General features: G+C 52.3%; 11 protein-coding genes. 1 reads left to right on the top strand and 10 read right to left on the bottom strand.

Translation table 11 applies throughout. The features are described from left to right. From COY37_RS01885 to COY37_RS01875, 4 genes are all read right to left on the bottom strand, one after another. Positions 1–1,040, bottom strand: a 1,040-nt coding sequence (locus tag COY37_RS01885) for an acyltransferase family protein (protein WP_286975750.1), incomplete at its 3' end; no start/stop codon positions are given. A gap of 127 nt (positions 1,041–1,167) precedes the next feature. Beyond that, positions 1,168–1,254: an FmdE family protein gene (locus COY37_RS11730; protein WP_353682468.1), complete on the bottom strand. Its 87-nt coding sequence runs from the start codon at positions 1,252–1,254 to the stop codon at positions 1,168–1,170. Continuing rightward, the gene (locus COY37_RS01880) at positions 1,251–2,288 is read right to left on the bottom strand and encodes an aspartate-semialdehyde dehydrogenase (protein ID WP_286679064.1); all 1,038 of its coding nucleotides are present in this window, start codon (positions 2,286–2,288) and stop codon (positions 1,251–1,253) included. The genes COY37_RS11730 and COY37_RS01880 overlap by 4 nt, the downstream gene beginning before the upstream one ends. Next, positions 2,275–3,513 (bottom strand): aspartate kinase, encoded by a 1,239-nt coding sequence (locus tag COY37_RS01875; RefSeq protein WP_286679063.1) that lies wholly within the window; start codon positions 3,511–3,513, stop codon positions 2,275–2,277. Before COY37_RS01875 ends, COY37_RS01880 begins: the two co-directional genes overlap by 14 nt. Before the next feature lie 289 nt (positions 3,514–3,802). Between COY37_RS01875 and COY37_RS01870 the strand changes: the two genes are divergently transcribed. Then, entirely contained in the window at positions 3,803–4,090 is a 288-nt protein-coding gene (locus COY37_RS01870; RefSeq protein WP_286679062.1) for a hypothetical protein, read from the top strand. Between the two features lie 54 nt (positions 4,091–4,144). On the opposite strand, the gene dnaB is transcribed toward COY37_RS01870, so the two are convergent. From dnaB to COY37_RS01840, 6 genes are all read right to left on the bottom strand, one after another. Further along, positions 4,145–5,509 (bottom strand): replicative DNA helicase, encoded by a 1,365-nt coding sequence (gene dnaB, locus COY37_RS01865; RefSeq protein ID WP_286679061.1) that lies wholly within the window; start codon positions 5,507–5,509, stop codon positions 4,145–4,147. Next, positions 5,509–5,967, bottom strand: coding sequence for a 50S ribosomal protein L9 (gene rplI / locus COY37_RS01860; RefSeq protein WP_286679060.1), 459 nt, complete (start codon positions 5,965–5,967; stop codon positions 5,509–5,511). The genes dnaB and rplI overlap by 1 nt, the downstream gene beginning before the upstream one ends. 244 nt (positions 5,968–6,211) lie before the next feature. After that, a complete protein-coding gene (gene rpsR, locus COY37_RS01855; RefSeq protein WP_286679059.1) occupies positions 6,212–6,439 on the bottom strand; it encodes a 30S ribosomal protein S18 in 228 nt (75 codons plus the stop codon). A gap of 16 nt (positions 6,440–6,455) precedes the next feature. Beyond that, entirely contained in the window at positions 6,456–6,878 is a 423-nt protein-coding gene (locus COY37_RS01850; RefSeq protein ID WP_286679058.1) for a single-stranded DNA-binding protein, read from the bottom strand. Between the two features lie 9 nt (positions 6,879–6,887). Next, positions 6,888–7,175, bottom strand: coding sequence for a 30S ribosomal protein S6 (rpsF, locus tag COY37_RS01845; protein ID WP_286679057.1), 288 nt, complete (start codon positions 7,173–7,175; stop codon positions 6,888–6,890). 84 nt (positions 7,176–7,259) lie between these two features. Continuing rightward, on the bottom strand, positions 7,260–7,962 hold a 703-nt coding region (locus tag COY37_RS01840; protein WP_286975743.1), incomplete at its 5' end, for a hypothetical protein.

Raw genomic sequence — 7,962 nt, 5'->3', positions numbered from 1 at the left:
CAGCTAACGACGATGGTTTTAAAACGCCTGAGCGATATACTTAAAGCAACGATCACTAGAGCAAAGAGCAAGCCCGAGAGCCATTTGCCGTTAAAAGCATGAAGCAGGTTGTATTTGCCCATGAACACCCACTCGAATAGGTACAACTCATAAGAAATAGAGCCAACAAGCACGAGGGGTTTCGACGAAAGGCCGTAGAATCTTGCGATCGCCATCAACAGTATTACGCCGAGCGCGAATGCAAAATTTGCCCATGTATAGTTCTCAAAGATATCGAGGCTTTTGCCTACGTACATGCTAAAGAAGTAAAACGTGGGGATCACCGCCACACCCAGGCACAGTACCAGCACTTTTGGTTTCACAATATAGCTTAACCTGCGATAGTAGAGCCCCGCGAGAGCTCCGAGTGGGAACAGGTAGGCATGAAGCCCCCATTGCCAGGCAATCCTGCTTGGAAAAACGAGCGCGGCGTGATTTCTGAACAGGTATGCGAACACAAAGAGCAGAACAAGCTTGACCGCATCGCGCGTCGGCAGTTTAAATACCAGGAAGAATATCAGGTACCAGAGGATAATAAAGGTTACAAACCACATCGTGGGATCTATTGACGTGCTCAAGTCGAAGCCGGTCAGCGCGAGAAGGGCTGTTGACCAGGAATAAGTCTTAGCAAGAAATATTGCATCGATAGCGAGCCAGATACCCGTTACTATTACATAGGGCAAAACCACTTTACTAAACCGCTTCTTGAAAAATCCGTTGCTTACCCCGTTTTTAAGATACGACTGCGTCAGACCGAAACCGGAGAGCAACAAAAATATCGCCACACCCCAGGCACCGGAAAAAGAGAAATCGTACGGTAAGCTGATGAATTTTAGCAGCTTGAGGTGAGAGATGATAACCAGCAAAATCGCGATCCCTTTAAGCTGCACGGTGCCGACCCAATCGATAAAGGGCGTAACGGTTCCGCCGTCTTCGGCCCTTCTAAACGAGGCGGCAATTACAATCACTACAAGAATTAAAGCATATACGGAAGCGGCCAACGCCCTCACCTCATGGAACCGTCCTTGCGGCGGTCCTGCTACATTGCAAACGTAAAACAGTATTGTAAGTATCGGCTACTGCATCAGTAGGTTTAGGTTTGGTGTAGCGGTTAAAAGCGCCAAGAAGCTATTTATACTGGATGGCGTCGATGCCGCAGGCGCGGTTCTCGACGATGGCGATGATTTCCTCATCTTTCGAGCAGTGATGTTTCAGCCAATCAAGGGCGACTTCCGAAGCCCGACCTCGGCTTTAACCAATTCCTCCGCGATTTGTACGGCGTTAAGCGCGGCGCCTTTTCGGATTTGGTCGCCGACCACCCAGAAGTTAAGACCGTTCTCGCAGGAAAGGTCCTCTCTGATGCGCCCGACAAAGCAATCATCCTGGCCCGATGCGAAGAGCGGCATCGGGTATTGCTTGTTTGCGGGATCGTCTATTACCTGCAAACCCGGTGCGGCCGCAAACAGCTCGCGCGCCTTCTCGGGGGTGATCTTCTTCTCGGTCTCTACGTTAATGGCCTCAGAATGCGCCCGTATAGCGGATACGCGCACGCAGGTCGGGCTGACCTGTATCTCAGCATCTCCCATGATCTTGCGCGTCTCGTTGACCATCTTCATCTCTTCTTTGGTGTAGCCGTTGTCCTGGAAGACATCGATGTGCGGTATCAGGTTAAAGAGCAGCTGGTATGCGAAAAACTCAACGTTGATCGGCTGGCCCGCCGCAAATGCTTTGGCCTGGTTCAACAGCTCATCCATGCCCTTTGCGCCGGCACCCGAGGCCGACTGGTATGTCGAGACGACGATTCTCTTTACCCTGCTGTAATCATACAGCGGCTTTAAGGCCACCAGCATGATGGTGGTGGTACAGTTTGGGTTGGCGATGATGCCCTTGTGCTTCTTGATGTCCTCCGGATTTACCTCGGGGACGATAAGCGGAACATCAGGATCCATGCGAAATGCACTCGAGTTGTCCACAACGATCGCGCCCGCCTCGACCGCGGCAGGAGCGAACTCCCGGCTGATCGAGCCACCTGCGGAAAACAACGCGATATCGACATCCTTAAACGAGTCTTTCGTTAGTTCCTCAACGGCGATCTCCGCGCCCTTATATGAAAATCTCTTTCCCGCCGATCGCGCCGAGGCTAAGAGTTTTAGGTTTCCCACGGGGAAGTTTCGCTGCTCGAGGACGGCGCGCATCTCCTCGCCAACCGCGCCGGTTGCTCCGGCTATCGCAACATTATAGAGTTTCACTGGTGACTGCCTCCTCGCTGAGCTGGAAGTGCTCGTGCAGCGCGCGCACCGCGGTCTCCACATTCGACGCATCGATAACGCAGGCAATCTTAATCGGGGATGTGCTGATCATCTGGATGTTGATCTCGTTTTTTGCGAGCACATCAAACATCTCAGCGGCAACACCCGGATGGCTCTTCATACCGGCGCCGATAATCGACACCTTGGCGATGTCTTTGTTGTAGTCATATCCTCTTGCGCCAAGCTCACGCACGATCTCCTGTATCGTGGGTTCCGCCCTCGGCACATCATCGAGCCCGAGCGTAAACGAAATATCGGTAAATCCCTCGTAGCTTACATTTTGCACGATCATGTCGACGTTGATGTTCGACGCCGCCAGGGGCCTAAACACCTTGGCAGCAATGCCGGGCCGATCCGGCACGCCGAAAATCGTAATTTTCCCTTCGCTTGCATCGTGGGTTACCCCACTTATAATAGGTCGTTCCATCCCCTGATCTTCCTCCTTGACAACCGTTCCGGCGCAATCGGTAAAACTGCATCTCACGTTTATGATGACGCCGTTATTACGGCCATATTCCACTGAGCGAAGCTGCAACACCTTTGCCCCCGTAGCAGCCATCTCAAGCATTTCTTCATAGGTTATCTCCGACACCAGCGAGGCATCGGGCACGATCCTGGGATCGGCGGTAAACACCCCATCGACGTCGGTATATATCTCACATTTGTCTGCCTTAAGCGACGCGGCCAGCGCAACCGCCGTGGTATCAGAGCCGCCGCGCCCCAGCGTCGTGATATCGTTGTCGATAGTAACTCCCTGAAAGCCGGCGACGATAACGATTTTACCCTTGTTAAGTTCCTGCAAAATCCGCTCCGAATTAACATCGAGGATTTTGGCCTTGGTGTGGCTGTCGTCGGTCAGGATGCCGACCTGGTATCCGGTAAAGGATATCGCCTCATGCCCGAGGGCGTGTATCGCCATCGCCAGTAGCGCAACCGAGATCTGCTCGCCGGTGGAGAGCAGCATGTCCATCTCGCGCTCCGGCGGCTTCTCGCTTATCTGATGTGCCAGCTCGACGAGATCATCCGTCGTATCGCCGAGCGCCGAAACAACCACGACAACCGAGTTACCTTCCGCCTTGGTAGCAACGGCTCGGCGCGCAACGTTTTTTATCTTATCGACATCGGCCACGGAGCTGCCGCCAAATTTTTGTACAACGATCCCCAAAGTAGCGCCTCCAAACGTACATCTCCCAATATTTAAGCCAAACCTTATTGTACCAGCCGAAACAGTTCGTATCAACGTTCGAAACCTGACAACGCTACAATAGATAATAACTCCCTTAGCCCTAGCATCTTTTATTTGAACCTCTTTAAATCTATAATGAATGAATATGTCACAATGTCCAAATTGCGGAAGCAAATTCGAATCCGGTAAGTTCAGGTGTCCAAACTGCGGGTCTCTGCTAGTCTACGGGGGCTCCGAAAAGAAAGGTCCTTCTTTCTGGAATAGAATTATGCGCTATAAAAACATCATAATCCTGCTGGCTATCGCGGTCGTCATCGCATCGGCAAAGACGTTTCTTGCGGCGCTCGACCTGGTGTATTGGGTTCTTATCATCGGCCTGGTCGCCGCCCTGGCTATCTTGTGGCTGCGCGGTCGCAACCGCAATGCTTACGGCCCGCCGCAAAATCGCTACCACAACGACCCCTCCGGTCCGGTCGGCGGCCGCAAAAAGCACGCAAACGTTATCCCCTTCAAGAAAAAACGCGACGCCAAGATTAAGAAGGCCAAGCGGGACTAACCCGGGCTTCAATTTTGCGCTTTATCACACATGTATCAGAAAACAAGTTAGGGATTAATTGCCACGCGAGATGTTCTCGAATCTCGTGCAGTGCTCGTTGAAGTAAAGGGACACGACCCCCGTAGGACCGTTCCTGTGCTTGGCCACGATTACCTCCGCCGCAGCCCGCTCTTCCGCCGCGCTCATATCATCATAGTTGCCGTACATATTGCGGTGAATAAACATAACAATGTCTGCATCCTGTTCAATAGCACCCGATTCTCTCAGGTCAGAGAGTTGTGGCTTCTTATCGCTTCTCTGCTCGACCGCTCGGGAGAGCTGGGAGAGAGCGAGCACGGGGATTTCGAGTTCCTTGGCGAGGATTTTAAGGCCTCGGGATATCTCGGCGATTTCCTGCTGCCGGTTTTCGACCCTGCGATAGGATTGCATGAGTTGCAAGTAATCGACGATAACAACGCCCGGCGTGTGCCTGGCGAAAAGACGGCGGGCTTTGGCGCGCACCTCGAAGATGCCGATGCTGGGTGTGTCATCGATGAAGATGGGTCTTTCAGCAAGGCGCCCGACCGCGCCGGAGAGCTTCGACCAGTCCTCGTCTCGCAGGCGGCCGGTTCTTAAGCGGTGGCTGTCGATTCTCGCCTCAGAGCACATCATCCTCTGGGCCAGCTGGTGGCGGCTCATCTCAAGGCTGAATATGGCAACGGGGATTTCCTTTTTGCCGATCTCAGTTGCGATATTCAGCGCAAGCGCGGTCTTGCCCATGGCGGGACGCGCCGCGATGATGACGAGGTCGCCGGGGTGAAAACCGGTGAGCAGTTTATCCATGTCCGCGAAGCCGCTGGGAACGCCGGTAATCTGCTCTTTCTTTTCGTAGAGCTTCTCGACCATCTCAAAGCCCTCGGTTAAAAGATCCTTGATATGGACGAATTTCTCGCTCATGCGCTTGTGGGCGATTTGAAAGATGAGGTTCTCGGCGCGGTCGATGACTGCATCGACGTCGCTCGGCCCCTCGTAGCCGAGCGCCGCTATCTCGGTGGATACTTTAATAAGCGCCCTGAGTGTTGCGTCTTTTTCGACGATTTTTGCGTAATAGGCGGCATTGGCCGCGCTCGGTACCGAGCTAACCAGCGTGTGGATGTAGGGTTTGCCGCCGCAAATCTCAAGGTCGCCCTTACTCGAAAGGGCTGCGGATAGCGTAATCGCGTCCGCCGGTTCGCCTTTTGCGTAGAGATCCAGGATAGCCGCGAAAATGCGGTGGTGGGCCTCGGTGTAAAAGGAATCCGCGGTAACGACCTCATGCATCTCGGGGATGGCGTCCCGAGAGATCAACATCGCGCCAAGGACCGACTGCTCCGCTTCGATATTATGCGGCGGAACCTTATCGAAACTTGCAAATTGCTGCGACCTATCTGTCGCTTTCATTACTCCTCTTTGCTTCCAACAACCTTAACGATCACTGTGGTGTCAACCCCCGGGAAGAGTTTAACGGTAACCGGATGATCCCCTACTTCCTTTATGGGCTGGGCCAGCTCGATCTTTTTCTTGTCGACCTCGGTCTTAAGCTGTTTCTCGATGGCGGCGGCGATCTCTTTGCTTGTAACCGAGCCGTAGAGCTTGCCCTCCTCGCCTGCCTTGGCCTCAACTTTCACTTCCTTGTTGTTTAAGCCGGCGGCAATCGCCTCAGCCTCTGTACGATCCTTGGCTTCTTTCTTGACAAGGGTTGCCCTTCTCAGGTCCCACTCCTTGAGCGTGCCCTTTGTGGCGACAACGGCTATGTTTTTGGGGACTAGATAGTTCCTGGCGTAGCCGTCGGCTACGTCAATGACGTCTCCTGTTTTTCCTAATCCGCTTACGGATTCTTTAAGGATTACCTTCATCATGCTCCTCCGAATTGAAATAATCTTGAGTTTATTATCTTACCACACCTCCCCCTGCTCGTCGATGAACGAGGAGGCGTTTGGTAAAAGCGTAGTAGGGCGGAGGTAAACCCCGCCCTACTAAAGGCTAGTTACTTGAAAACAGAACCTCTATACAAGCCGTAACCGTTAGCATATCTGTATCAATCACGCTTTCGATGCCTTGCCTATTTCGAGCAAGGGCTGCTTATACCTGGTTCTTCCTGTATTATCTCTGTGTGTATGGAATTAGAGCCATCTCGCGTGCGCGCTTGATCGCGATGGATAGATCGCGCTGGTGCTGCGCACAGGTGCCGGTAACGCGGCGCGGTCTGATTTTGCCGCGGTCGCTCATAAACCGGCGCAACAGATTGGCATCTTTATAATCGATGTAGTCGACTTTATCCTTGCAGAATGCACAGTACTTGCGCCTGGGTTTGCGGATATAATCTGCCATGCTTATCCTCTCCTATTTAAAATGGTACGTCGTCGATGTTATCTCCAAGCGCCTGGAGATCGGCATCGGCAACCTCCGCTAAAGTATCTTCGCTGCGAGCCCCAGCCCCAACTCTATCAAGAAACTGGATTCTCTGAGCGACGATTTCAACCTTTGAGCGTTTCTGGCCATCGGGCGTCTCCCATGAGCTGCTGCGGAGCCTTCCCTCAACGAGTACCGGCTTACCCTTTCGTAAATACTCATTTGCAGTTTCAGCCTGCCTACCCCACGCAACCACGTTAAAGAAGCTTGCTTCCTCTACCCAGTTGCCGTCATTTCCCTGGTAGCGATGGTTAACCGCCACCCTGATGTTGGCGACTGCGGCGCCGTTTGGGGTAAATCTCAGTTCTGGATCCATTGTTAGGTTTCCGATAATAAACACCCTGTTTAAACTGGCCATGTCTCTCTCCTATTTTCCAAGACGGACGATCATATGGCGAACAACGTCATCAGCGATTTTCAGGATACGATCGAACTCGCTAACGGTTCTATCTTCACCCTGGAAGGTCATTACAATATAGTACCCGTCGGTGTTCTGACCGATTTGATAAGCTAGACGGCGTCTGCCCCACTTATTTACATTCTCGACTTTCCCGCTATTCTTAGCGAGCACATCGGAAAACCTTGCGACTGCGTTATCAATCGCCTCCGTTTCCAAAGTGGGCTCGAGAATGATCATGCATTCGTAGTTCCTCACTCTTCACCTCCCCCGGACTATTCGGCTTCAGTTGGGCTGAAGCAGGAGTATATAACCCGATAATTATAGCAGCTCCTCGCGGTATCAACAAGACGCGCTTGCTACACCGGTTAAACTTGCCCCAATTTCCTTTGCGCTTCTGGTGCACTGATAGCTGATCATTGCAATGAGAAGTATTGCCAACGCAGATGTACTCTCGGGCAAGAATTGCCATTTAAACAATCTTTGCGCCATTGTAGGGTTTTGCTTAGTCGCTCTTTTGGCCAGTGGAACCTCTCGTTTGGTGCGGTCTACTAGTTGCTTTACGCTAACTGCTTGCTTAAAGGGATTCATGGCGGGCGGGCTGGTGTAAACAGCCATGCTATTGTTCTTGACCTTAATATGTGCTCGGTTGCTAATTGTTGATAAACCGGATTTAGTGTACCCGCCAGCGCTCATAACCGGTTCCCGTGTTTTCGGTGGTGAAACCATTTTTACGGTAGACATTCCATGATCAACCGCCGGAACAAGGTCGGGTTTAACCTCTGGCGCTACCCATGACAAGTTTGGCAACCCGACCTTTATGGCGGTATCTTGAGAAAGCTTATTAATTGCGGATGTAGAATTCCGGGGAGAGCGGTCTAACAGAGCCGCTTCTCCGGCCTTGGGGCTGGACATGCTTAGCGATGGTTGTATCTCGGGTTTAGTGTTCTCCATGGGCTTTTCAGCGGCATCGATTGGAGACATGGCCACCCGCTGCTGAGGCTGCTCGGTTACAACAGGATGAGCCTCTTTGTTAACTGTGCTT

The sequence above is a fragment of the Candidatus Aquicultor secundus genome, assembly GCF_002791875.1.
In the GTDB taxonomy this organism is placed as follows: domain Bacteria; phylum Actinomycetota; class Aquicultoria; order Aquicultorales; family Aquicultoraceae; genus Aquicultor_A; species Aquicultor_A secundus.
Note: the sequence above shows the minus strand (reverse complement) of the source record. Positions and strands in the feature narration are given on the sequence as shown.